Genomic DNA, 25,150 nt, shown 5'->3' on the forward strand with positions numbered 1-25,150 from the left:
TGCGGTGACGCTGGACCTGACACGCAGAAGTCTGCTGAAGTTCATGGGCGGCGCCGTGGCCGGAGCCGTGCTCTCGCCGCTGCCCTGGAAACTGCTCGACGATGCCTCGATCTGGACGCAGAACTGGTCGCGCATCGCGCGTCCGCCGCGCGGTCCCGTCAGCTGGCGTGACACCACCTGCACCCTGTGCCCGGCCGGTTGCGGCCTGCGCGCCCGCCTGGTCGGCGCCTCGTATGTTTCGGCCTGGCCGCAGCCCGGCCATCCGGCCGCCGCCGGCGCCTGCCCCCTGGGCCTGGCCGCCGCGCAGATGCGCTTCCACCCTGCGCGTGTGCGTGGCGCCTGCCGGCGCGATGCCGCACGCAGCGACGCGCCCTGGGAAATGCAGGACGCCGGGGCCGCGGTCGGCGACGTCGGCCGCCTCCTGGCCGCCTCGCGCTCGCGCGGCGACGCCGCTGCGGTGGCCATCCTCGACCTGCGACCCGGCCGCGCGCTTTCGCGCCAGTACCGCGAGTTCCTGCAGCGGCAGGGCGGCGGCATGTACCTCGTGGCTCCCGATGCGTGGCAGGCCTCGGCCGCGGCGTTCACCTCGCTGACGGGCACCGCCCTGCTGGCGCCGGCGCCGGCTCCCGCACGCGCCCGGTCCATCCTCTGCTTCGGCACCCCGCTGGCCGACGCGGCCCACAGCCTGGGGCTGCCGGCCGGCGACGCGCGTCCGTTCCACATCCAGGTCGATGCCACCGCCACCGCCACGGCTGCCCGCGCCGACCGCTGGCTGCCGGTACGCCCCGGCAGCGAGGCGCCGCTGGCTCTGGCCCTGGCGCATGTGCTGGTGCACGAGGCGCTGGCGAGCGACCCGCGCGTGATCGCGCTGGCGAAGGTCGACGGTGCCGGCGAAGGCACCTTCGCCGAGTTGCTGGCCGACTTCGCGCCCGAGCGCGTTGCCGAGACCTGCGGCCTGCCGGCTGCCGCGATTCGCGACACCGCGCGCGAACTCGCGGCCCGTCGGCCGGCCCTGGTCCTGGGCGTGGGCGATCCCGGCGCCGGGCCGCTCGGTGCCGAGGAGGAAGCGGCCGTCTGGTGCCTGAACCTGCTGCTCGGCGAGCCGGGCCCCGCCTCGGCGCTGCGCCTGCGTCCGGCGGACGAGGCCCAGTTCGCGTCTGAGGTTGATGCGGCGGACCTGCCCCGGCCGCAGCCGCTGGCCGGCGTGCCCGACGGTTCGCTCGACCTGCTCATCGTCGACGGTTCGTTCCCCGGCGCGCCCCTGGCGCCGGAGATGCTGCGTCGCAAGCTGCGCGGGCCCGAGGCCCGCATGGTCGCGTTGTCGCCCTACGCCGGCGGCGCCGTCGGCCTGGCGGCCGACCTGGTGCTGCCGACCCCCGCGCCCGGCGAATGGCTCGACGATGTCCCCACGCCGGCGCTGTCGCCGCACGGCACCTACGCATGGTCACCGGTGGTGGCCGCGGCCCCCGACTGGGCCGTGCATCCGGCCGAGTGGCTGGCGCGCATCGAAGCGGCATCCGGACTGGCGGTCCCGGCCGTGAACGGCCGCGAGGCCCACGAAGCCGAACTGGCCCGCCGCGCCGCCGGCCTGCAGTCACGCGGCGCCGGCGGGATGTTTGACCCGCAACGCAGTGGCTCGGTTGCCCTCACATCGCTGGTCGATCCGGATGCCGTGGCCGACATGTTGAAGCGCGGAGGCACCTGGATCGGCGATGCCGACGCGTCACTGGCGGGGCCGGCGCTGGTCCTGCCGGGCAGCCGCTCCGGCCTGGCGTCGCGCTGGCGCGCACTGCGCAACGGCCGCGGCGACGCGACGCGGGACGCGAACCGGCCGTTGCTGCTCATGGCCGGCGGCGGCCTGGCCGTTGCCGCTGGTGCGGTGGCCTCGCCGGTGCTCAACAAGCTGTACCGCGAATCGGAACTGCTGCCCGGCTCGCGCCGCGCGGCCCTGAACCCGCGCACGGCGAAGGAACTCGGCCTGGCCGACGGCGCCTCCGGCGATCTCGGCACAGGGCACGGCGCGCGCAGCGTGATCATCCGGCACGACCGGTCGCTGCCGCCGGGAGTCGTCAGCCTGGCGACCGGTCCCGATCCTCTGGATCTGGGTGATCCCGCCGGGTCCGGCGTGAGCGTCCCCGAACTGTGCGGAGCCTCGCAGGGAACCGTCTGGCGGCTCTGCGGCGCCTCGCTGAAGGAGGTGCGCCATGCACACGCCTGAAGCAACCGGCGCGCGCTACGCGATGGTCATCGACCTGGACAAGTGCACCGGCTGCGGCGCCTGCATGGTCGCGTGCGCCGTCGAGAACAACGTTTCGGTGCCGCCGGTGGAAGCCGCCGAGAACCGCGGCCTGACCTGGCTGCGCGTCCACCGCACCGACAACGGCAAGGACTGGCCCGAGCACCGTTCGGTGTTCGTGCCCATTCCCTGCCAGCAGTGTGAACACGCGCCCTGCATCCATGTCTGCCCCGTGACGGCGGTCCAGCTCGACGAGAGCACCGGCATCATCGGGCAGGTGCCGACCCGCTGCATGGGCTGCCGCTACTGCATGGCCGCCTGCCCCTACCATGCGCGCTACTTCAACTGGTTCGACCCGACGTGGCCGGAAGGCCTCGAGGACACGCTGAACCCGGACGTGGCTCCGCGCATGCGCGGCGTGGCCGAGAAATGCAACTTCTGCCACGGCCGCCTCGATCGCGCGCGCGAGCTGGCCGCGGCCGAGGGCCGGCCGGCTTCCGAGGCCGTGTCGTACGTGCCCGCCTGCGTCGAGGCCTGCCCCCACGGCGCCATCACCTTCGGCGACCGGCTGGACGAGGATTCGGAACTGGTCGCACTGGAGAAGAGCCCCAACGCCTTCCGCCTGCTCGAGGCGCTCGGCACCGGGCCCAAGGTCACCTACCTCTCGCGCGACGCCTGGGTGCGCCGCATCGGCCTGAGCCGTCTCGACATGGTCCGGGGCACGAACGCCGGCCCGGAAGGAGCCTGACACCATGGATCGGCACCTGATCCCGCGCGGCCTCGTGCGCTCTGACCTTCCCCGCTTCCTGCTTTGGCTGCTGCCCTGGGTGGCCGTCTCGGTGTGGGGCGGCGTTGCCGCGAAGCAACTGTTCGGCGACGGCCTCTACCACACCAACATGGACAACCGCTTCGCCTTCGGCCTGTGGATCATCCTCGACCTGGCGATCATCGCGCTGGGCGCCGGCGCCTTCTTCCTCGGCTTCCTCACCTACCTGATGCGCCGGCACGAGTTCAAGCAGGTCCTGAACACGGCCGTCATCGTCGGGTTCGTCTGCTACAGCGGGGCCATCGCCACGCTGGCGATCGACGTGGGCCAGCCCATCCGCGCGTGGTTCGCCTTCTGGCACGCCAACGTGCACTCGATGCTCACCGAGGTGACGTTCTGCATCACCTGCTACCTGCTCGTGCTGGCGATCGAGTATGTGCCCATCGTGCTGAAGCACCGCCGGCTGCGCGGCGTGCCGGGCGCCCTGGTCCTCGAGTTCAACCTGCACCGGCTGATGGTGGTCTTCGCCGGCGTAGGCGCCTTCCTCTCGTTCTTCCACCAGGGCTCGCTGGGCGGCATGTTCGGCGTCCTCAACGGACGGCCGTTCGCCTTCCGCGAGGGAGTCGGCATCTGGCCGAGCACGTTCTTCCTGTTCATCATGTCGGCTATTGCGGCCGGCCCCTCGTTCATCATGCTGATCGTGATGATCGTCTCCAAGCTCTCGCGCAAGCAGCTGGTGGATCACTACATCTATTCGCGCCTGGGACGCATCTCGGGCATCCTGCTGTCGGCCTACGTGATCGCCAAGCTGGTCGACACGCTGGTCTGGATCTTCGTCACGCTGCCGGGGCAGGGCTTCGATGCGGCCGAGTTCTACCGCAACGAGCTGTTCGGAACCTGGGTCCTGTTCCTGGAGTTGACCGTCTTTGGCCTGCTGCCGGCGACGATCCTCCTGAGCCGCAAGCGGCTCGAGCGTACGCCGTGGCTGGTGACCGGCGCCTTCCTCACCTGCTTCGGCGTCGCCTTCAACCGCTTCGTGTTCACGCTGCAGACTCTCTCCGTCCCGACCATGTCGTTCGACCGCTTCATGATCTACTGGCCGTCCTGGCAGGAATGGGCGGTCCTGGCCGGCGTCGTGTCGTATGGCGTGATCCTCTACTCGCTGTCATTCCGTTACCTCAACCTGTTCCCGCGTGAGCGGGAACTGCAGCCCTCAGCCGGGAGACCGTGACATGCTTCCTACCGCGTACGAATTCCACTGGGACCTGGGGCACATCTTCTTCCTGGGCATCTTCTACTCCGTGCTCACCGTCGTGGCGGCCACGCTGGGATACGCCGCGTTGCGCGCCGTGCGCGACGTGCGCCGCCGGCGCGCCGGCGACATCGCCTGGCACGAATCATTCGTCGACCTCGCCGCCGAGCGTCGCCACTGCCGGCACGAATTCGCAGGCGACCTGGCTTCGTGCGATTCTGCCGGCAAGGTCTGCAGCCACGAGTTCGCCTGCGACAGCTGTCCGGGGCACGCGGCGCTGGCGGCGGCGGGCGGCGGGAGCGACATCAGCGTGCGCAGTCACGCAACGGCCCGCCCCGGCCTCGGCGAGCGTCTCTTCCATCGCGGCCACACCTGGGTCGAGTCGCGCGCCGACGGCACCTTCGACGTGGGCGTCGACGACCTGCTGCAGCGCTGCCTGGGCCGCCCCGACCGTGTCACCGTGCCGGGCGTCGGCACGCGGGTCCAGGCCGGCGCCGCCGTCGCCGAGCTCCAGCGCGGCAGGGTGCGGGCCCGGCTCGCCTCGCCGCTGACCGGCACCGTGGTCGCCACCGCCGACTATGACGGCGGCCGGCTGTTCCGGGTGCAGCCGCTGGGCGCCGTCCCGCGCCTCGAACAGTTGCTGCGCGCCGAGGAAGCGCGCATCTGGATGCTGCGCGAGTTCGAGCTGCTGCAGACGCGATTGGGCGGAGCGAACACCGTGCCGGCCCTTGCCGACGGTGGCGAGATGGTCGATGACCTGATGGCCGCCTGCCCGGACGCCGACTGGGACGCCATCATCGGCGACCTCTGCCTGCTGCCCTGAAGCGGGTTTCCGGGTTGAGCACGGCGCCGTCGCCCCCCGCGGGACGACGGCGCCTTCGCTTGTCAGCGAGGGATGTTGTGCCGGCGGATCATCGCGTACAGGGTCGACCGGTCCACGCCCAGGATCTCCGCCGCCTGCTTGATGTTCCCGTCGGTGCGGTCGAGCACCGACTCCACGGCATGCTTCTCGATCTCCGCCAGTGACATGCCGTCGGGAACGCTCCAGCGCGAACCGTTGCCTCGCGGCGCCTGCGCCAGGAAGTCGAAGTCGGGGACGTCCAGCACCTCGCCGCGCGCCGTGACGATGGCGCGCTCGACCGCGTTCTCCAGTTCCCGCACGTTGCCCGGCCAGTCGTGGTCGAGCAGCAGCTTGAGCGCCGCCTTGGAGACCTCGCGTACCGGCTTGCCGGCCTCCAGGGCCAGCCGCTCGATGAAGTGGTTCACCAGCAGCGGGATGTCCTCACGCCGCTCACACAGGCTCGGCAGCCGGATGTTGATCACGTTCAGGCGGTAGAACAGGTCTTCGCGGAAGTCGCCCTTCTCCACCGCCTCCTGAAGGTTGCGGTTGGTGGCGGCGATTACGCGCGCCTCCATGGCGATCTCCTCGTTGCCACCCAGCCGGAAGAACTTGCGCTCCTGGAGCACCCGCAGCAGGTCCATCTGCAGCTTGGGAGAGATGTCGCCGATCTCGTCCAGGAAGATCGAGCCGCCGCCGGCCGCCTCGAACTTGCCGCGCTTGCGGGCGTTGGCGCCCGTGAACGAGCCCTTCTCGTGCCCGAACAGCTCCGACTCCAGCAGCGTCTCGGCCAGGGCGGCGCAGGACACGCCCACGAACGGCCGCGCCGCGCGTCCGCCCGCCTCGTGCAGTGCCCGGGCCACGAGTTCCTTGCCCGTGCCGCTGGCTCCCTGGATCAGGACCGTGCTCCGCTGGCTGGCCACTTCCTTGACCAGGTCGAAGATCGCGTGCATCGCCGGGTTCTTGCTGACGATGTCCTGGAACGAGTAGTGCCGCGTCAGGCGCTGGCGCAGGTACAGGTTCTCCCGCTGCAGGTTCTTCACCTCGATCGTGCGCTTGACGAAGAGCGAGATCTCCTCCGGGTTGCACGGCTTGACCATGTACTCCTGCGCGCCCTCCTTCAGGGCGTTGATCGCAGTGTCCACGGTGGCATAGGCGGTGATGATGACCACCGCGGCATCGGCCTGCAGCTTGCGGATCTCGATCATCGTCTCGATGCCGCCGATGCCGGGCGGCATTTTCAGGTCCAGGAAGTAGATGTCGTACTGGCAGCCCCGCGCCATCTCGACCGCCTCGCGCCCCGAGGCCGCCACGTCGACAACGTAGCCGTCCTCGCGCAGCCAGGCGGCCAGCGATTCGCGCATGGCCACCTCGTCGTCGACCACCAGTATCTTCCACGTGCTGTTCATGACCCACTCCCTGTCGGGCTGCCGTCTCCGGCAGCCGTTTCCCGGCGCAGCGCCCGCAGGCGCTCCGCCAGGTTCGCCGCGCAGGCGGCACAAAGCTCGCCGCGCTTGACGTCGATGTTCGTGACGTTGATCGAAAGCGACATGGCGCACTGGCGATCCGCGCAGTGGACCAGGCCGAATGTGTGTCCCAACTCGTGCAGGACCTCCTTGAGCACCCGCTCGACGAACAGCTCGCGCTGCTCGGGCAGGCCGTGGAAGCCCTGGTGCAGCCGCGCCAGCGACAACACGGCGGCCGGTCCGTTCACCTGCGCCTGCCCGAAGATGAACGTGAGCATCGGGATGAAGATGTCGTGCTCGGTCACCACCAGCAGCCTCGTCGCCCCCGGCGGGCACAGCGGCAGCGCCGCCCGCATGATGGCGGTCGCGTCGTACTGGTCCCGCTTCGCGTCATGCGACCCGTCGGGTGTCTCCAGCGTGGGCAACCGGCGCGTCTCGCACGCGAAGTACAGGCCCACGAACCGCTCCATCGCGTCCAGGTCCGCGTCGGCCACACCCGCCACCGGCAGCAGGCAGATCAGCATGCGCCGCCCGCCGGCGCCGGCGGCGGTGGACCCGCCGTCTCCAGCCCACCCACCGGCAGCGACACCGTGAAGGTGGTGCCGCGGCCCGGCGTCGACTCGACATCGATCTGCCCCCCGTGGGCATTGACGATGCCGTAGACCACGGCCAGGCCCAGGCCCGTGCCCTGCCCTTCCTTCTTCGTGCTGAAGAAGGGGTCATAGATGCGCGCCAGGTGTTCCGGCGCGATGCCGGTCCCGGTGTCGGACACCTCCAGGATCACGAATCCGCGGCCGTGGTCGGCGCGCGTGCGGATCGTGACCCGCCCGGTCTCCATCGCCTCGGCTGCATTGAGCACGAGATTGGTGACGATCTGCTGGACCTGCGAGGCATCGCAGGTCACGCGGGGCAGGTCGCCGTCAAGTTCGAGCTGCGGGGTCACCTCGCCCAGCTCCAGCCGGTGGTTGATCACCGAGAGCGTGCGCCGCACGATCTCGTTGAAATCGGTGGGTTCGTGCGTCGGTGAGGAGCGACGGGCGAACACGAGCAGGTCGCGCACGATGCGGGCACAGCGCTCGGTCTCGGTGACGACGTGCCCCAGGTACGTGCGGAAGTCGGCCATGCGCTCGCGCGGCACCTCGTCGCCGGCCGTCAGCCGCTGCATCAGCTTCCCGAAGTTGATGACGCCCGAGAGCGGGTTGTTGATCTCGTGCGCCACGCTGGCGGCCAGCTGGCCCAGGGAAGCCAGCCGGTCGCTCTGGATCAGCTTGCGCTCGGCCTCGCGCAACCGCGCCGTGCGTTCCTCGACGCGGCGTTCGAGCGTGTCGGTGAACTCGCGGATCTGCTGGTTGGAGGCGGCAAGGCGGTCCTGCATGGTGCGGAACGACTGCGCCAGTTCGCCAAGCTCGTCGTCTGCGGTCACTTCGAGCGGCGTGTCCTGGCCGGCCACGCCCAGGGTATGCGTGGCGGCGATCAGCTTGCGCACCGGCTGCTGCACAAAGCGTCGCGCGAACAGGATGACGAAGAACGAGACCACCAGGATCGAAAGTGCCGACATCAGCGCCGAGCGCCAGACCAGATCCCGCACCTGGCTGTCGACACGCGCCAGCGGCATCGTGATGTCCACCACGCCCAGCACGTTGATCGAGGCGGGATGCGCATGGCAGGCGGCGGTGCTACACGAGGCTTCGTTGTAGATCGGCGTCACCAGGCCGAGCACGCGCTGCCCGTCGTCGCGCCGGAAGATGCGCGTGCGCGATGGCACCGCCACGTGCACCAGCGGCCTGCCTGCGGCGTGGCAGAGGATGCAGGCCTCCGCGTCGGTATCCACCACCTGGTCGCGATCGGTTCCGGTCGAGAACGTGATGCGGCCCGACTTGTTGAACATGCGCACCTTGTCGATGGTCTGCTGGCGCGCCACGTTGTTCATCATCTGGTAGGCGTACTCGCGCCGGTCCTCGAGCATCGCGTTCCAGGTCGTGGCGACCATGGTCTGCGACACCAGTTCCGCGCTGAGCGTCATTTCGTTCAGGAGTTGCCGCTTCTGCGCCTGGATGTCGGTATAGGCGAAGATGCCCTCGACGATGATGATGATCGAGGTGAGGTAGAGCACGAGCTTGCGGGCAATGCCACGGGGCATGGGAACCTCCGACCGTGCGGGCGGTGATCCCAATGTAGGCTTTTGCAACACGAAGTCAAATGACTATCAATTAAGGAGTTATGAGGTTTTCTATACCAAACTAGGGCCCCTCGACGCAGATCTCGCGCCGCGCCACCGCCAGGCCCGTCCGCACGAGCAGCATGACCACGACCAGGCTCAACAGGCCCAGCAACGCGCCGCCCAGCCACAGGTAGCCACGCGCACCGGTTTCGTGCGCCATGACCAGCGTGGCGATCGTGACGGCCGCCAGCGGGAAAGAATAGGCCCACCACGACAGGAAGAACCTCAGCCGTACCAGCTGCGGCGCCTGCGCCAGCATCAGCGCCGTGAAGAACAGGGCCGTGCCGTACAGCACGCGAGCGAAGGCGTCGAGCCCGCCCGCGAGATTCAGGTACGACAGGAAGCCGACCGCCGGCGGCGCGATGAAGATGAACAGCGTCGGCATGAACCGCTCGGGCAGGCTGCCGTGGAAGATGAGGCGGTAGAAGATGATCGCCGTCAGCACCGGCCAGAAGAACAGCCCGAACCCGAAGAAGATCCACGAGATCTCCGGGCTGGCGTGCCTGACCCCGGCGATCGGCACCAGGATATTGCCCACCACGGGGATGAACCAGGCGGGGTTCAGGTGGGTGATCTCGAACTTGTCGTGCCGGATCCACGACGACATGACGTACAGCGTCAGCCCCGCGTGCAGCACGGTCCCGGCCACCCAGAGCCCCTTCGAAAGAGCCGGCGCCTGGTGCATGGCGGCGATCGCCAGCAGGAGCAGGGAGATCGAGATCGTGGGCACGAAGGCCAGTTTCACCGGGTGCCGGATCTCGGCCAGCGTGTGCTGCGGATACCGCACGCTCTTGACGACGAAGAGCACCAACCCGAGCGCGAACAGGACCCCGACCACCGGCAACAGGACGCGCCCCGGCGCGAACGACAGCCCGAACGCGATCGTTGCCCGGTTCCAGGCGATGGTGTACCCGGCCAGCCCCATCACCACGGCGAACCAGGCGACGGGGAATTCCTTCAGGCGCGATGGGGATTCGGCAGGCATGGATGCTCCCGGCTGTTGTGACGCAGGCACGGTGCCATACGAGTTGCGCCGGCGCAAGCCGTCACGTCGCGAGGCGACATCCAGCCTGGCGCCGGCGCTCAACGGCCGGTCCGATGTCCGCAGATACTGCCTACTTCAGGAGCGCCAGCAACCCGCCCGCCGCCACCGCCGTGCCGATCACGCCGGCCACATTCGGCCCCATCGCGTGCATCAGCAGGTAGTTGTGCGGGTCGGTCTCCTGCGCCACGTTGTGCGCCACGCGCGCGGCCATGGGCACCGCCGAGACGCCCGCAGCCCCGATCAGCGGGTTGACCGGGCTGCCCGGCATGCGCGCCATGATCTTGCCGAGCAGCAGGCCGCCCGCGGTCGACAGCGCAAAGGCGACGCAGCCCAGCACCAGGATCTTCAGCGTCTCGGTGCGCAGGAAGCTGTTGCCGTCCATCGAGACTCCGACGCACAGGCCCAGCACGATCGTGATCAGGTTGATCAGCTCGTTCTGCGCCGAACGCGACAGCCGCTCGGTCACGCCGCACTCGCGCAGCAGGTTGCCGAACATCAGCAGGCCGATCAGGCTCGTGGCCGCCGGCACGATCAGGGCACCCACCACCGTCACGCCGATCGGGAAGATGATCCGGATCCAGCGCGGGACGTCGAAGTTGCTCTCCATGCGGATGGCGCGTTCCTTCTTCGTCGTCATCAGCCGCATGATCGGCGGCTGGATCAGCGGCACCAGCGCCATGTACGAATAGGCCGACACCGCGATGGCCCCCAGCAGGTGCGGCGCCAGCTTCATCGTCAGGTAGATGGACGTGGGGCCGTCGGCGCCGCCGATGATGCCGATCGAGGCGGCTTCCTGCGGCGTGAAGCCCATGGCATTGGCAGCCAGGAAGGTCCCGAACACGCCGAGCTGTGCCGCGGCACCCAGGAAGAACGTCTTCGGGTTCGAGAGCAGCGGCCCGAAGTCGGTCAGCGCGCCGAGTCCCAGGAAGATGAGCGGCGGGAAGATCTCGAGCCTCACGCCGGCGAACAGGTAGTGGAACAGCCCGCCCGTCTCGCCCGGACCGCCCGGGTTCATGAGACCGGACAGCGGCAGGTTCGCCATCAGCGCGCCGAAGCCGATCGGCACCAGAAGCAGCGGCTCGAAGCCCTTCCTGATGGCCAGCCACAGCAGGAGGCAGGCGATGCCCAGCATCAGGGCCTCGCGCCAGACGATGTGCGCCAGCCCGGTCGATAACCAGAGGGCTTCCACGTCAGCCCTCCGCGCGGTAGCGGAGCAGGACCGTGCCCACCTGGACGACGTCGCCCGGCGCCACGCAGACCTCGGCCACGATGCCGGTGCGCGGCGCGTGGATGTAGGTGTCCATCTTCATCGCGTCGAGAAGGACAACCGGCGTCTTCTCCTCGACCGAGGTGCCCGCCTGCACAAACACCTTCTGCACGGTGCCGGCCAGGGGCGCCAGGATCGTGTTGGGATCGACGGTTCCGCTCGCCGGCGCGGGACGCGCCGCCGCCGGTGCCGGCGCGCCCGTGGGGGCCGCCTTCACCCGCGGTGCGGCCGCCGCCGTCCGGGCCGACGGCAGGTTGCCGCCCGTCACGTACTGCTCGTCGTCCTCGAGCACTTCCACGGTGACCTCGTAGATCTTCCCGTTCATCGTCAGGCGCAGCTTCTTCATTTGTGACCAACCCGGTGTGAGACCATGATGTCCATGCGTCCGGCGCGTTCCCAGGCCTGGCCGGCCGGTTCGCCGTGAACATGGACGCGGTGGATGCGGACCGGCGCGCCGAGCGCCATCCAGGCGCTCGCGGCCAGCACCGCGAAGGTTTCCTCGTCGAGACCATCAACGGCGGGAGCGGCGTCCGCCGCGGCCTTGCGCCGCGCCGAGCGCACCGCCAGCGCGCGCAACGTGAACAGCAGCACCGCCAGCAGGCCCAGTGCCGCGAACACGAGCGCAAAGGCGGTCAGCGCGACCAGCCAGGGTGAAAGGTGACTCATCATAGCGCCATGTTCCCGTGTTTCTTCTGCGGCCGCAGGTCGCGCTTGGTCCGCAGCAGGCCCAGCCGCTCGATCAGCAGCCGGCGGGTCCACGACGGACGGATGATATCGTCTATATGCAGTTCCTCGGCGGCGCGGAACGGGTTGGCATGCTGCTCCCGGTACTCGGCCACCTTCTCCTGGAACACGGCGGCCGAGTTGGTCGCCGCCTTGATCGCCTTCTTGTGCAGGACGCGCGCGGCGCCCTCAGGGCCCATCACGGCGATCTCGGCCGTGGGCCAGGCCAGCACGGTCTCGGCGCCCACATCCTTGGAACACATCGCCAGGAACGCGCCGCCATAGGCCTTGCGCAGGATCACCGTCAGCTTCGGCACCGTGGCCGCCGAGTAGGCGAACAGCATCTTGGCGCCGTGCCGGATGATGCCGCCGTGCTCCTGCGCCACGCCGGGCAGGAAGCCCGGCACGTCCACCAGCGTGATCAGCGGGACGTTGTAGACGTTGCACGAGCGGATGAATCGCGCAGCCTTGTCCGCCGCGTTGATGTCCAGCACGCCGGCCATCACCTGGGGCTGGTTCGCCACGATGCCCACGGCCATCCCGCCCAAGTGCGCGAACGCGCAGACGATGTTCGGGGCGAAGCCGGTCATGTACTCGAGGTAGACGCCGTCGTCGACCAGCAGCTCGATGACTTCCTTCACATCGTAGGCCGCGCGCGGATCCTCGGGGATGATGTCGTCCATCGCCTCGTTGTCCACGACGATGCCGTCGAAGGGGCGCGACGGCGGCGTATCCATGTTGTTCTGCGGCAGGTACCGCAACAGCGCCTTGACCGTCGAGACGGCCTCTTCCTCGTCGGCGGCCATGAACTGCACGTTGCCGGCGATGGTGGCGTGCGCGCGGGCACCGCCCAGGTCCTCTTCGCTGATGACCTCGCCGGTGGCGGCGCGGATCACCTCGGGCCCGGCGATGAACATGTGCGCCGTGTTCTCGATCATGATCACGAAGTCGGTGAGCGCCGGCGAGTACGCGGCGCCGCCGGCGCACGGCCCGGCGATGACCGAGATCTGCGGTACGACACCCGAGAGCAGCGTGTTGTGGTAGAAGATGCGGCCGTAGGCCGAGAGGGCGTTGACGCCTTCCTGGATGCGCGCGCCGCCGCCGTCGTTGAAGCCCACGACGGGAATGCCGCACTTCAGTGCTGTCTGCAGCATCTCGACGATCTTCGCCGCGTGCCGTTCGCCCACGGCGCCTCCGCCCACGGTGAAGTCCTGCGAGAAGGCGAACACGGGGCGGCCCATGACCTCGCCTTTGCCCGTGACGACGCCGTCGGCGGGGAATTCGCGGTCGGCCAGGTCCGGACACCGGTGCTTGACCCAGAGGCCGAACTCGATGAAGGAGTCGTCGTCGAACAACAGGCCCAACCGCTCGCGGGCCGTCAGCTTACCCTGCTCGTGCTGGCGCGCGATCTTCTCTGCGCCGCCGCCGGCCTGCAGGTGCGCGCGCCGCGCATCGAGTTCCTCGAAACGTTTCTTGACCGCCATGCTGTCTCCTCGTGCTGGGGGCATCCCCGGGGGTCGTCACGGCCGCGGGAGGTGCTCCCGGTCGGAGGGCCGTGGGGGTGCCGGGCCCAACGTTAAGTCGTTAACAGGAAGAGTCAAGTTCGGGGCTGGCTCTGCGTTGGATTTCCCCGCGTTGCACCGGGATTATCACTAACTCCATCAGATATATAAGCTTGATTGGAGCGTTCGGCCCACTCTGCCACCAGCTCCGTGTCGGTACTGACACCGGCTCACCGCGCCCGGATCCCCGCCTCACCCAGGAACTGGCTCGCCTTCCCCTTCGTGAAGACGATGTCCAGCCTGCGTTTGGCGCGCGTCAGGGCCACGTAGAAGAGCCGCCGCTCATCCTCGAGGCCGCCGCCCGCAGAGGCCCCCGGCCTCAGCGTGCGGGCCAGCGGAAACTGCCCCTGGTCGGCCCCGACCAGGAGCACGCGGTCCCATTCGCGTCCCTTCGAACCGTGCACGGTGGCCAGTTCCACCGCCCCGGAGCCCACCCGCGCGGCCAGGTCCCCGCCGCCGGCCGCCGCCACCGCCTCGAGCAGCCGCCCCGTCCGGGCCAGCACGGCCACCGACCCGGGCTCGTTCGCCGAACCGGCCAGCATCGCCGCCGCGAAGACAGGTACCGCCCGCGGCTCGGGCTGGGGCCAGGCCACGATGCGCCCCCGCTCGCGCACCCCCGCGAGGAGCGGCTTGTTGAAGCGCTGCCGGTTGTGCCGGATCAGCCGCCGCGAAGCGTGGGTGATGTCGCGCCCGCACCGGTAGTTGCGCACCAGCGGGTAGCGCTCGAGCCCGGGGTAGGTCTGGTCCAGCTCGATCACGCGCTGCACCGCGGCGCGACGCCACGCATAGATGCACTGGTCCTCGTCGCCCACGCAGAACAGCGAGTCGTGCGGCGCCGCCAGCAGCCCGATCAGCAGCGCCTGCGCCGGCTCGATGTCCTGGTACTCGTCCACCAGCACGCGCTCGTAACGTGCCTGCCACTTCTCCCTCGTGCGCACGTCTTCCTGCAGCAGGCGGATGGAGGCAAAGATCAGGTCGTCGAAATCGAGCCGCGCCGCACGCTGCAGGTGCTCCTCGTAGAGCGCGTACAGCCGCGCCGACATCCGCGCGCGCGGCGCGCGCGGCCCGGTCATGGCCGCCGCGCGCGCGAGGGCCTCGGCCGGCGTCATCATCAGCTTGAGCTTGTAGAGGCTCACCGCATTCTGCGCCGCGCCCGCTTCGAGCCTGCCGGCGCCCGGCTCGGCTGTCGCCGCCGCCTCGGCCAGCGCGCGCCACGTCGCGTCATCGACGCTGCCCAGGTCGCCGCGCAACCGGCCCTCCTCCTTCAGGATGCTGAGGCCCAGCCCGTGGAAACTGCGCACGCCGATGCCCGGAATGCCGGCCTTCTCCAGGCGCGCGGCGATCTCCACGCAGGCATCGCGGTTGAACGTGGAGCAGAGGATGCGCTCGGCGGCCGTGCCGCGCGGGCGCAGTTCGCGCACGCGCTCGACCAGCACGGTGGTCTTGCCGCTGCCGGCCGGGGCGATGACCTGCACCACGCCGTCGCCGGCGGCGACGGCCGCGTTCTGCTCGGGGTCCAGCCGGGGCACCAGGCGCTCCGTGGTGTCGCCGCGGCGCGACAGGCGGCGCGCCAGCTGACGCCAGCGGGAAACGATCACACGCGGCGCCGTCACTTCGGCCGGCTGCCCATACACGGCAACGAGGTGTCGCAGTCGCTCCAGCGTCCACGGGCAGCCCCAGCCCGGCTCGGCGAAGTCATGCGGTGCCAGCTGCCCCGGCTCCCGATCGGCGGCGATCAGCAGCCGGCAGCCCGCCCGGAACGCAGGCTCGAGCACCAACCCCAGGAGCAGGCGCAGGTCGTCGAGACTGTGGCACGTCACACCCAGCACCGCCACGGCCTCGTGGCGCGTATAGACGGCCAGCAGTTCCGCCGCAGGATTGGCCAGCGACGAACGCGAGGCCCCTTGCGGGCGCAGCGCCGTCGCCCGTCGGGCCAGTGCCGCGAAGTCCAGCACGTGCCAGTTTTCGCGCGCTAGTTCGCTAGCGCCGGAGAGCGTAGTACACCACTGCAGTGCCCGCCGGCGCACCTGCCCGGAAGTTCGCGCCTGCCCGGGCCGTTCCCTGAATCGCTCAAGTCGGCTCCCATCGCGCGATATCAAACATGACTACAATTGTCGTCTTTTTGCTCAACCGGTTTCAGTTGGGAGCCGGACGCCATTCAAATCGAAAGGTGCCTGCGTGTTACCCGCCCAGCCCGCCCGCGTCGTCGCGACCGCCCTGGTGCTCCTCTGCAGCGTTGCGACGGTGGTCGCACCGTCCGCCCGCGCCGCCGAGGCGGTCGTGACCGTGGCCGACCAGGAGGGCCGCCCCGTCGCCAACGCCGTGGTCATGCTCGAACCGGCGGGCGGGCAGGGCGTCGGCGCGTGGCAGGCGCCACCGGCGGTGATGCGGCAGCAGGGCGTGCTCTTCGATCCCTTCGTCCTGCCGGTCCGCGCCGGCACCAAGGTGAGCTTCCCCAACCTCGACGACATCCGGCATCACGTGTACTCGTTCTCGCCGGCACGCCGGTTCGAACTGCGGCTTTACGGCAAGGACGAGACCAAAACCGAGGTCTTCGACAAGGCGGGAGTCGTGGCCCTTGGCTGCAACATCCATGACAACATGCTCAGCTACATCCTGGTCACCGCGCACCCGGTGTATGCCGTGACCGACGACGCCGGCGTTGCGCGCTTTGCCGGCCTGCCCGCAGGTGCCTGGGCTACCTACACCTGGCATCCCGACCTGGCGGGCGACCGCGGCGAACGCGCCGGCCCCCCGCTGGAACTGGCGGAAGCCGACAGCCGCGAACTGGCTGTCGCCGTGGACCTGCGCGCCTCGCGTCGCGCGCAGAGGTCGCCGCGGGAAGGGGCCTACCACTGAACCGCCCCTTCACATTCCAGGCGCGCCTGACCATGGTCTATGTCGCCCTGTTCCTTGCCGTGCAGGGCGGGGTGCTCGTCGCCTTCACGTCGTCGATCCCGCCCGGTGTGCGCGGCCAGATCGAGGACCAGCTCAACGCGTCGGCACGCGTCTTCAAGCGCATCATGTCCGAGCGCGAGGCACAGCTGGGTGTCAGCGCCCAGCTGTTGGCGCGCGACTACGGCTTCCGCGACGCCATCGCCACTGCCGATGAACCCACGATCCGCTCCGCGTTGCGCAACCAGCAGCAACGCATCGGCGCCGACCTGGCGGTGGTCCTCGACCTTGACGGGACCATCGTCACGACGCTGACCGGCAATGCGCGCAACACGAACAATGGAGGCGCCGGCGGCGCCGACACGGGGGCGCCGGAACTGCCGTCGTCGTTCATGGCCGAGGCCGAGGAGAAAGGCGCCGCCTCGCGGATCCTTCCGGTGCAGGACCGCCTGTACCAGCTGGTGCTGGTGCCGGTGATGGCGCCGGAGCCTATCGCCTGGATCGTCTTCGGCACCGAACTGGACCAGGCTGCGGCGCGCGACATCAAGGCGCTTTCGCCCATCGACCTCGACCTGGCCTTCCTCCGTCGCGGGGATGACGGCGCGCTGCACCTGGCCGCAGCCACGAGCAGCCACGCGGCGCTGGAGGCATTCCTCGCGCAGCCGGCGGAGTCTGCCGCCGGCTCCCTGCTGCAGGGCGCACACGAGGTGAACCAGCACCTGTTCTGGGGCCTGCCGCTGCTGGAGCAGGACGGACGGACGCAAGCCGCAGCCGTGCTCTACTACTCGCTGGACTCCGCCATGCAGGCCTACACGCGGCTGGTGGCGATCCTGCTGCTGGTGACCGCCGGCGGCCTGCTGGTGCTGATCGTGGGCAGCGTGCTGGTGTCGCGCGGCGTCACGCGCCCGTTGCGCGACCTGGCCCGGGCGTCGCAGCGCGTGGCGGCCGGCGACTACCGCGAGGTGGTGGCTCCGGCGCGCGACGTGGAGTTCAACGACCTGACGGGCAGCTTCAACCGGATGGTCGGCGCCGTGAAGGAGCGCGAGCAGCACATCCGCTTCCAGGCCAGCCATGACATCGAGACCGGCCTGCCCAACCGACTCGACTTCGAGCGGCGCCTGGGCGAACATCTGGCCGCCGGCAAGCCCACCGCCGTTGCCCTGGTCGAGATCCAGAACCTGGCCGAACTGCGCGTGGTGCTCACCCATGCCGACGTCAACGACCTGATGGGCGCCATCGGCGATCGCCTCGGCTGCCTGGCCAGCTCGGCGCCGGCGCGCCTGTCGACCGAATCGTTCGCGTTGCTGCTGGACGGCGACGAGGGCACGGCCCCCGACGCCGATCGCCGTCTCGAGGCGCTGGCCACCACGATCCGCAACTCGTTCCTGGCGCCCTTCACCGTCGGCGACATCGTGGTCGACACCAGCGCGCGGCTGGGCCTGGTGCGCCACCCGCGCGACGGCGAGGACATCGCCACGCTGCTGCGCCACGCCTGCGCCGCCCTCGACAGCGCGCGCCTGCACCCCCAGGGACTGGCGTGGTACGACCGCGACAGTGACGACTCGCGCAATCGCCGCCTGTCCCTGATGAGCGAACTGCGCGAGGGACTGTCCAACGGCGAGGTCACCTTCGCCTACCAGCCCAAGCTGGACCTGGCCACCGGGACCGTGAAGGCCGTCGAGGCGCTGGTTCGCTGGAAGAGCGCCACGCGCGGCTTCGTGCCGCCAGACGAGTTCATCCCCCTCGCCGAGCGCACGGGCGACGTGCGCCTACTCACCGAGTGGGGCCTGCGCACGGCCGTGCGCCAGCTCGCGGCCTGGCAGGAGCGCGGATGCGAGGTGGCCATCGCGGTGAACCTGTCCACCAGCGACCTGATGAACCAGCGCCTGCCGCAACTCGTGGCCGGCCTGCTCCACGAGCACCGCGTGCCGGCTTCGCGCCTCAAGCTCGAGGTGACCGAGAGCGCGGTGATGCAGGACGCCGCCCGCGCCCTGGCGGTGCTGAACGAACTGGCGGCGATGGGCTTGTCGCTGTCCATCGACGACTACGGCACCGGCTACTCGTCGCTCGGCTACATCAAGCGGCTGCCGGTCAGCGAGATCAAGATCGACAAGTCGTTCGTCACGCACCTGGCCACCAGCGAGGAAGACAACATCCTCGTGCGGTCGACCATCGACCTCGGGCACAACCTGGGCCTCTCGGTGACCGCCGAGGGCGTCGAGGACGAGGAATCGCTGCGCCGACTGCGGGCCTACGGCTGCGATTGCGTGCAGGGCTATCTCATCAGCCGGCCCGTGCCCGTGGCGGACCTGGAACCGTTCCTGGGGAGTGCGCACCATGTGGAAGCGTGAACCGAAACACCGACGGGCGCTCGGGACCGTGTTCGCCCTGGTCCTGCTGGCGCCCATGGCGTCCCCGGCCCTTGCCGGCCTGCCGCCGACGAAGGTCGAGTTGTTCGCCGACGCGCGCGGGTTCACGGTTGCCGGCGAACGCGGCTGGCTCGACGAGGGTCTGGGCAAAGCCCGCTACGGCGGCAACGTCGATGGTCAACGGCACACCGGCCTGGAAGCGGCCGACCTGTCGTTGATGGTCCACAGTGACTGGTCATGGACCCTGTCGAGCTACCTGCACCTGCAATACGCTCCCGAGCAGGAACAGCCCGTGGATGTGGTCGAGGCCTGGGTCGGCTACCGCCCGGCGCCGAGCCCGGGCCTGCGCTTTTCCGGGCGCGCCGGACTCTACTTCCCCCACATCTCGCGGGAGCACGGCGGCGCGGCCTGGACGACGCCGCTGACGATCACGCCCTCGGCAGCCAACAGCTGGATCGGCGAGGAGATCCGCGCCCTCGGCGGCGAGGCGAAGGTCGCATGGCGCGGCGGGAACGCGGAAGCATCCCTCACGGTCGGCCTCTTCGGCTTCAACGACCCGGCCGGCACCCTGCTCGCCTTCCGCGGCTGGGCGCTGGGCGACGTGAAGGCGGCGGCATTCAGCCGCCTGCCGCTGGCGCCGTTGCCGGCCGTCGGCCTGCCCGAGTCGTTCCTCAAGCGCCAGGTTCGCTGGGTGCATCCGATCTGCGAGGTGGACGGCCGGGTGGGCCACCATGCGGCACTTGACGCCTCGTGGGGCGAGCGCCTGCGCGCCGGCGCCTTCTACTACGACAACGGCGGCGACCCGCGCGCCCTCGAGCACCAGCAGTACGGGTGGGACACGCGGTTCTGGAACCTCTACCTGGAGGGCGAGCCGGCCGACGGGCTCACGCTCATCGCCCAGTACATGGCCGGTGTCACCTCGATGGGCTGGCGCAAGAGCAACGGCCTGTTGCCGGTCGACGTGGACTACGACACCGGGTTCCTGCTGGCGAGTCGCCGCCTGGGCCGCGGCTGGGTGACAGTGCGCCACGACCGCTTCACCACCGGCGACAACTCGTTCGTCGTCGAGGACGACAACAACGAGCACGGCACCGCCTGGACCGTGGCCATCGGCCGGCAGCTGGACCCGGCTACCCAGGTCATCCTCGAATACCTCCGCGTGGCCAGCGTACGCCCGGCCCGCGCCACCATCGGCGACGACCCGCAACAGACGCAGGAACTGCTGCAACTGGCCTGCCGGCGGCGCTTCTAGCCCGGCCGCGTCGCGATGCAGGGGCCGTGCATCCTTTTCCCGGCGATGCCGTAGGAACACCCCTGGGCCGCCGCTTCCCCCCGCACGGCAGTCCTCCCCGACGACAGGACACCACACACGTGCCGCCTCGCCCCTTGCCGGTCGTGGCGGCGGGCGCCTTGCCGCGCGAGGAGACACCGATGATCCGTCGGGGAGTGCCGAGCCTGAACATCTGCCTGTTGCTGCCGGCTCTTCTGCTGATCCTGCTGCTGCCGGTTGCGAATGCCGCCGCCTTCACGCCCACCACGCGCCCGCACCTGGAAACCGCGCGCGCCGCCGGCCCCATCACGGTCGACGGCCTGCTCGACGACCCGGGCTGGGCCACCGCCGGCCGGGCCACCGCCTTTGCGGAGCGCTTTCCCGGCGATGCCACCGAACCGCCGGTGCAGACCGAGGCCTGGCTCACCTACGACGATGAGAACCTCTATGTCGCCTTCATCTGCCGCGACAACCCGTCGCTGCTGCGCGCGACGATGACCCAGCGCGACATCTACGGGAACGACGACGAAGTGGGGCTGCTGCTCGACACCTTCGGCGAGGGCACCTGGGCCTACTACTTCTTCGTGAACCCGTACGGCGTGCAGAAGGACGCCATGTGGACCAGCGTGCACGGCCGCTCCGACGGCTTCGACATGGTCTGGCGCGCCGAGGCGCGCGTTCAGCCCGACGGCTGGACCGCCGAGCTGGCCATCCCCCTGGCGGGGATGCGCTTCCCCAACCGCCCCGAGCAGCAGTGGCGCCTCGATTTCTGGCGCGGGCATCCCCGCGAGAGCAGCCGGCAGTACGCCTGGTGCGCCTACGATCGCAACGAGCAGTGCCTGCCCTGCCAATGGGGCACGGTCAGCGGCATCGCCGGCCTGAAGCCGGGCAAGGGGCTCGAGATCCTGCCGTCGCTGATCGGCTACCAGACGGCCGTCATCGCCGACCCGCTGGACCCGGAGTCGGGGCTTCACAACGAGGATTTCAAGGCCGAGCCCTCGCTGGGCGCCAAGTACTCGCCGTCGAGCGCGGTCACGCTCGAGGCCGTGGTGAATCCCGACTTCAGCCAGATCGAGGCCGACGCCGACCAGATCAACGTCAACACCACCATCCTGCAGCAGTACCCGGAAAGGCGCCCTTTCTTCCAGGAAGGGAACGACCTGTTCCGCACGATGTTCAACTCCTTCTACACGCGCATGGTCAACGATCCCGAGGTTGCCGCCAAGGGCACCGCGCGCTGGGATCGCACCAGCGTCGCCTGGACGTTCGCGCGCGACGAGCATTCGCCGTACATCATCCCGCTCGAGGAGCGGTCGCGCTCGGTGGCGATGGGGCGCTCGACGGTGAACGTTGCCCGCGTGCTGCACAGCTTCAGGCCGGGCACGCAGGGCGGCCTCATGGTCACCGACCGGCGCTACGACGGCGGCGGCTCGGGCACCATCCTCTCGGCGGATGCCAACGTGCGCCTGACGAGCACGCTGAGCTGGGCCTCGCAGGTCATCCACAGCCGCACCGACGAGCCCGAGGGCCACGTGGTGAGCCCCGGCGCCACCTTCGCCGACGGCGCGCACACCGTGTCGCTCGACGGCGAGACGTTCACGGGCGGCGCCCTCATCACCGAGCTGCGGCGGCGTGCCCGCGACTGGAACTTCACCCTCGACTTCAACCAGGTGGGCCCCACCTACCGCACGCAGACGGGCTACGACCCGTGGAACGACCAGCGCAATGCCTTCATCTGGACGAGCTACACGTTCTACCCGCAGGGCGGCCTGTTCGAGCGCGTGGCGCCCGGCATCTTCGCCGACTCGCGCTGGAACTACGACGGCGACCGCAAATGGCGGCATGCGAACCTGTTCACCGACATCAACCTGCGCCGCGCGCAGGCGCACATCGGCCTGAACTACAGCCGCGGCGACGAGACCTGGGGCGGCATCCCGTTCACCGGCCTGTGGGAGACGGGCGTGAACGTCGACTTGCAGCCCGTCGATGCGCTGGCTGCCTCGGCCTACCTCAACGTGGGACGCGGACCGGCCTTCATCACCCTCGACAAGGGCAACGAGCTGGGCTGGGGACTGGCCTTCTCGCTGAAGCCGCTCGACCGGCTGATCATCGAGCCCACGTTCGACTACGTGCGAAGCCGCGACGCGGTGGGCGACGGGCTGCTGTTCCGCCAGGCCATCGCCCGGGCCCGGGTGCGGCTGCAGCTCAACCCGCGGCTTTCGCTGCGGCTCGTGGTGCAGCACAACGACGCCCGCAGCCCCTTCTACGAGGAACTGGCGGCCGGCGGCGATTATCCCGACTACCACATGGACTTCGGGCGCAAGTGGGAGATCGACCCGCTGCTCACGTACCGCCTGAACCCGTTCTCGGTGTTCTACCTGGGCTCGACGCACGACCTGCGCGACTTCAACGCGGCCGACCCGCAGGCGCCGTCGCTGTTCCGGCAGACCGGTCGCCAGTATTTCGTGAAGCTGCAGTACCTCTGGCAGATCTGAGCGCCTTTCTGGCGACGCCCTGCCTGTACAGGGCCCGCCAGCCGGCCGCGCTTCCCCCTGGGGCGCGGCCGGTGTATCTTGGGCCGGCTCCCGAGCTACCGCCGAACCCGAAGGAACGGGTCACGCCCACGATGCCTCGCCTGCCCATCACCGACTACCGCCTGAAGCTGCTGCCGCCGGCGCTCGCGCTCATCGTGGTCACGACAGCGGTCCCGGTCGACCTGCGCGCGCCCGTCGGCTGGGACGGCTCCATCGAACTTCTCGACATCGTCGTCAACCTCGTGCTCTACGCGCCGCTCGGCCTGGCGCTGCGCGGCTGGTCGTGGCGACGGCTGCTCGTGGCGGCGGCGTTGCTGTCGACCGTGATCGAGTTGAGCCAGGTCTGGAACAGCGGGCGCCATCCCTCGCCGGGCGATGTCGTCGCCAACGCGGGCGGCGCACTGCTGGCGATGGCGTTCGCGCGACGCCGCTGGCGTGGCAATCCTGCGGCCGGCACGGTGCTGATGGTGGGCAAGCCGCTGGTTGCCGCCGCACTCGTTGCCCTCGCAGCCCTGGTCGCGGCCGGGAACCTGCCCACGCACCCGTCGCAACTGGAAGGCTGGGATCCGGGGTATCCGCTGCTGCTCGGCAACGAGGCCACGGGCGATCGTCCCTGGCGGGGCACCATCGAGTTCCTGGCGTTGGAGCCGGCCAGGCTCTCCCCGACCGTGGCGCGCCACGGCGCCGGCGCCGCCAACCTGCTGCCCGCGAACATCGTCGCCGACGGCGGTCCGGCGCAGCCGTTGCCGGCGGACCTGGCTCGCAGCCTGGCGACCGATGCCCAGCAACAGAACGCACTGACTGTCGTTGCGCGCATCGTCCCGGCGACCACGGACCAGCGCGGCCCGGCCCGCATCGTCAGCTTCTCTGCCGACACGCAGCATCGGAACTTCGACCTCGGGCAGGAGGGCCGCCGGCTGGTCTTCCGTGTGCGCACGCCGGTCAGCGGCGAGAACGGCTCGCGCCAGCAGTTCGAGACGACGCCGATGCTCCGGGCGGGCAAGCCTGCGACCATCGTCGCCACCTACGACGGGCGCGTGGCCCGCGTCTATGTTGACGGCCGCCTGTGCGGACGCCGCAACTTCGCTGCCGCCGCTTCCGCCGGACCCGTGCTGCTCGACGAGGAACTGCCCGCCGTGTGTGCCGTGCTCGGTGCGCTGCTCGCCCTCATTGCCCGGGCCTTCGCCGGCAGCGGCCGCCGTTCGGCGCTCGCGGCCGCAGTGGTGACAGCGCTGGTGGCGCTGGCCCTGCCGCGGGCCATGCCGGGACTGGCGGCGGCGCTGTCCGCGATGCCCTGGGCCGTCGTCGGGGCGCTGATCGGCGCGGCTGCGGTCGTGATCGCATCGCCGCGCGGCTCTCCGGCGGACAACGCGGCAAGCACCTAGGGCACCGCCCTATTGATGGCTATCCCCTCATTGTGATCGGCTTGACCCGCCGCACCACGCGCCAACCACCAACACCTGCACAACTTAGGCGTGGCACGATTGCAGCAGAGGTTGCCGGGGGCACATACCCGACCGCCACGACTCGGCGGTTGCCCGTGCCACCCGGACACACCCGCAATCCCGGAGGTCATCAATGCCGCACCCACGCACGTGGATCGCCATCGCGACGCTCGCCGGCGCACTGCTCGCGCACGGCGCCACGCCCGCCGTGGCAGAGGTCAAGCCGCTCTATGTCGCGCCGTTCATCGGCTGGACGTTCTTCGACAACGACCGCCTGTTCCAGACCGGCGAGCCGATTTCCAACGATGTCTACTTCGGCGGTCGCGCAGGGGCCCGCATGACGGACCTGCTCGGCATCGAGATCGCCGGCGGCTATGCCGGGACCAAGGACTGCGCGTCCTGCACCGAGAGCTGGCTGCATTTCTCCGGCAACCTGGTGCTGAGCCCCGCGCCCGCCCACATCCTCGATCCCTTCGTGTCGGTCGGCGCCGGCTGGTCGCGGTCGAAGCACACGGTCGGATCGGACGATGACGCGGCGACCGTCGAGATCGCCGTCGGCGCACGCATGCGCCTGAACGAGACCTTTGGCCTGAGGCTCGAAGCCCGCAACGTGATGGCGCGTTCGCACGACGGCTGGTCGAAGTCGCACATCAACGACGTGGTCGTTGGCGCGGGCCTGACCATCGGGTTCGGCGGCAACGGCGATCCCGAAGTGGCCCGGAGCGAAGTCATCTACGAAACCGCCGACCCCGACATGGACAGCGACGGCGACGGCGTCGTCGACCGGCTGGATCGCTGCCCCAACACGCCGCCCGGCACGAAAGTCGACCGCCAGGGCTGCACGATCGTGCCCCCGGTGGATGTCCTCGAGCGGGAACTGCTCGACACGGGCAGGCTCGCGATCTCGGATGTCAACTTCGACTATGACAAGTCGGAACTGCGTCCCGATGCCTATGCCGCCATGGATTCCGTCGGCAAGGTGCTGACGAAGTGGCCCGGGCTCCGGATCCAGATCGACGCCTACACCGACTCGCGCGGCACCGAAGCCTACAACATGGACCTGAGCCACCGGCGCGCCGAGTCCGTCCGCGAATACCTGCTGCGCCGCTATCCGCAGTTCAATCCCACCCAGCTCACGGCCAGGAACTACGGCGAGAACGATCCCGTCGTTCCCAACACCAGCGCGGCCAACATGCAGTTGAACCGCAGGGTCGAGTTCCTGGTCCTCAACAAGGAAATCCTCGAGCAGCGCAAGTAGCGC

19 protein-coding genes are annotated in these 25,150 nt (G+C 69.7%); 10 read left to right on the forward strand and 9 right to left on the reverse strand.

Annotation, left to right across the window (positions count from 1 at the left end):
* The first annotated feature begins 4 nt into the window (after positions 1-4).
* The 4 genes from IPG61_05620 to IPG61_05635 are packed head-to-tail and all read left to right on the forward strand — an operon-like array spanning position 5 to position 5,077.
* Positions 5-2,218: a molybdopterin-dependent oxidoreductase gene (locus IPG61_05620; protein MBK6733555.1), complete on the forward strand. Its 2,214-nt coding sequence runs from the start codon at positions 5-7 to the stop codon at positions 2,216-2,218.
* A complete protein-coding gene (locus IPG61_05625; GenBank protein ID MBK6733556.1) occupies positions 2,205-2,984 on the forward strand; it encodes a 4Fe-4S dicluster domain-containing protein in 780 nt (259 codons plus the stop codon). Before IPG61_05620 ends, IPG61_05625 begins: the two co-directional genes overlap by 14 nt.
* Positions 2,985-2,988: 4 nt before the next feature.
* Positions 2,989-4,233: a polysulfide reductase NrfD gene (gene nrfD / locus IPG61_05630; GenBank protein ID MBK6733557.1), complete on the forward strand. Its 1,245-nt coding sequence runs from the start codon at positions 2,989-2,991 to the stop codon at positions 4,231-4,233.
* 1 nt (position 4,234) lies between these two features.
* Positions 4,235-5,077 carry a hypothetical protein gene (locus tag IPG61_05635; protein MBK6733558.1) on the forward strand — a complete coding sequence of 281 codons (843 nt, stop codon included), beginning with the start codon at positions 4,235-4,237 and terminating at the stop codon, positions 5,075-5,077.
* A 62-nt stretch (positions 5,078-5,139) separates the two neighbouring features.
* Here IPG61_05635 and IPG61_05640 read toward each other — a convergent pair whose 3' ends face one another.
* The 9 genes from IPG61_05640 to IPG61_05680 form a co-directional block, all read right to left on the reverse strand.
* Positions 5,140-6,501: a sigma-54-dependent Fis family transcriptional regulator gene (locus IPG61_05640; GenBank protein MBK6733559.1), complete on the reverse strand. Its 1,362-nt coding sequence runs from the start codon at positions 6,499-6,501 to the stop codon at positions 5,140-5,142.
* Positions 6,498-7,082, reverse strand: a complete 585-nt coding sequence (locus tag IPG61_05645; protein MBK6733560.1) for an archaemetzincin family Zn-dependent metalloprotease — start codon at positions 7,080-7,082, stop codon at positions 6,498-6,500. Before IPG61_05645 ends, IPG61_05640 begins: the two co-directional genes overlap by 4 nt.
* Positions 7,076-8,698 carry a HAMP domain-containing protein gene (locus IPG61_05650; GenBank protein MBK6733561.1) on the reverse strand — a complete coding sequence of 541 codons (1,623 nt, stop codon included), beginning with the start codon at positions 8,696-8,698 and terminating at the stop codon, positions 7,076-7,078. Before IPG61_05650 ends, IPG61_05645 begins: the two co-directional genes overlap by 7 nt.
* Before the next feature lie 100 nt (positions 8,699-8,798).
* Entirely contained in the window at positions 8,799-9,764 is a 966-nt protein-coding gene (locus tag IPG61_05655) for an SLAC1 anion channel family protein (protein ID MBK6733562.1), read from the reverse strand.
* Positions 9,765-9,894: 130 nt separating this feature from the next.
* The gene (locus IPG61_05660; GenBank protein MBK6733563.1) at positions 9,895-10,956 is read right to left on the reverse strand and encodes a sodium ion-translocating decarboxylase subunit beta; all 1,062 of its coding nucleotides are present in this window, start codon (positions 10,954-10,956) and stop codon (positions 9,895-9,897) included.
* A gap of 58 nt (positions 10,957-11,014) precedes the next feature.
* On the reverse strand, positions 11,015-11,437 hold the full coding sequence (locus IPG61_05665) for an acetyl-CoA carboxylase biotin carboxyl carrier protein subunit (protein ID MBK6733564.1): 423 nt from the start codon (positions 11,435-11,437) through the stop codon (positions 11,015-11,017).
* A complete protein-coding gene (locus IPG61_05670; protein MBK6733565.1) occupies positions 11,434-11,760 on the reverse strand; it encodes a hypothetical protein in 327 nt (108 codons plus the stop codon). The genes IPG61_05665 and IPG61_05670 overlap by 4 nt, the downstream gene beginning before the upstream one ends.
* Complete coding sequence (locus IPG61_05675) at positions 11,757-13,298, reverse strand: acyl-CoA carboxylase subunit beta (GenBank protein MBK6733566.1); 1,542 nt, start codon at positions 13,296-13,298, stop codon at positions 11,757-11,759. Before IPG61_05675 ends, IPG61_05670 begins: the two co-directional genes overlap by 4 nt.
* Positions 13,299-13,546: 248 nt before the next feature.
* The gene (locus IPG61_05680) at positions 13,547-15,331 is read right to left on the reverse strand and encodes an ATP-dependent helicase (GenBank protein ID MBK6733567.1); all 1,785 of its coding nucleotides are present in this window, start codon (positions 15,329-15,331) and stop codon (positions 13,547-13,549) included.
* A gap of 223 nt (positions 15,332-15,554) precedes the next feature.
* Between IPG61_05680 and IPG61_05685 the strand changes: the two genes are divergently transcribed.
* The 6 genes from IPG61_05685 (at position 15,555) to IPG61_05710 (ending at position 25,147) form a co-directional block, all read left to right on the forward strand.
* Positions 15,555-16,235, forward strand: coding sequence for a hypothetical protein (locus IPG61_05685; protein MBK6733568.1), 681 nt, complete (start codon positions 15,555-15,557; stop codon positions 16,233-16,235).
* Between the two features lie 32 nt (positions 16,236-16,267).
* The gene (locus tag IPG61_05690) at positions 16,268-18,622 is read left to right on the forward strand and encodes an EAL domain-containing protein (GenBank protein MBK6733569.1); all 2,355 of its coding nucleotides are present in this window, start codon (positions 16,268-16,270) and stop codon (positions 18,620-18,622) included.
* Positions 18,609-19,892 (forward strand): hypothetical protein, encoded by a 1,284-nt coding sequence (locus IPG61_05695; GenBank protein ID MBK6733570.1) that lies wholly within the window; start codon positions 18,609-18,611, stop codon positions 19,890-19,892. The genes IPG61_05690 and IPG61_05695 overlap by 14 nt, the downstream gene beginning before the upstream one ends.
* A 179-nt stretch (positions 19,893-20,071) precedes the next feature.
* Positions 20,072-22,405: a carbohydrate binding family 9 domain-containing protein gene (locus IPG61_05700; protein ID MBK6733571.1), complete on the forward strand. Its 2,334-nt coding sequence runs from the start codon at positions 20,072-20,074 to the stop codon at positions 22,403-22,405.
* Positions 22,406-22,536: 131 nt separating this feature from the next.
* A complete protein-coding gene (locus IPG61_05705; protein MBK6733572.1) occupies positions 22,537-23,829 on the forward strand; it encodes a VanZ family protein in 1,293 nt (430 codons plus the stop codon).
* Between the two features lie 193 nt (positions 23,830-24,022).
* A complete protein-coding gene (locus IPG61_05710; GenBank protein MBK6733573.1) occupies positions 24,023-25,147 on the forward strand; it encodes an OmpA family protein in 1,125 nt (374 codons plus the stop codon).
* The last annotated feature ends 3 nt before the right edge of the window (positions 25,148-25,150 follow it).

The sequence above is a fragment of the bacterium genome, assembly GCA_016703265.1.
In the GTDB taxonomy this organism is placed as follows: Bacteria; Krumholzibacteriota; Krumholzibacteriia; order LZORAL124-64-63; family LZORAL124-64-63; genus CAINDZ01.